At 67.0% G+C, this 536-nt stretch carries 1 protein-coding gene; it reads right to left on the bottom strand.

The features are described 5' to 3' along the window. A partial coding sequence (locus tag ACFC20_RS17560; RefSeq protein ID WP_375194109.1) for a 3-oxoacyl-[acyl-carrier-protein] synthase III C-terminal domain-containing protein occupies window positions 1-536 on the bottom strand: 536 nt, incomplete at both ends.

Here is a 536-nt window from a genome sequence, read left to right as displayed (position 1 = left end):
AGATCGCCGGCCTTGATCCGGCCATCGCGGGTCGCGGCGTCCAGTGCCAGCGGCACCGAGGCGGCCGAAGTATTCGCATGCTGGTCGACGGTGACGACGACCTTGTCCGGGGACAGTTTGAGCTTGCGCGCGGTCGCGTCGAGAATCCGGGCATTGGCCTGGTGCGGCACCAGCCAGTCGATGTCGGCGGGCGTCATCTCCGCCATCGCCATCACTTCCTTGAGCACGGTGGCGAGATTCACCACCGCATGGCGGAAGACTTCCTGCCCCTTCATGCGGACCTTGCCCACCGTCTGGGTGGTCGAGGGACCGCCATCGACATAGAGAAGCTGGTTGTGGCGGCCATCGGCATGCAGCTTGGCAGCGAGGATGCCACGCTGGCCGTCCGCGCTTTCCTCCGCGCCGAGCACGACGGCGCCGGCACCATCGCCGAACAGCACGCAGGTCGCGCGGTCTTCCCAATCGAGAATACGGCTGAAGGTTTCCGCGCCGATCACCAGCGCGCGCTGCGCCGCGCCCGAGCGGATCATCGAATC

It is taken from the genome of Marinobacter sp. (assembly GCF_041984545.1).
In the GTDB taxonomy this organism is placed as follows: domain Bacteria; phylum Pseudomonadota; class Gammaproteobacteria; order Pseudomonadales; family Oleiphilaceae; genus Marinobacter.
The sequence above is the reverse complement of the archived record's forward strand: the minus strand, read 5'-3'. Positions and strand labels throughout refer to the sequence as shown.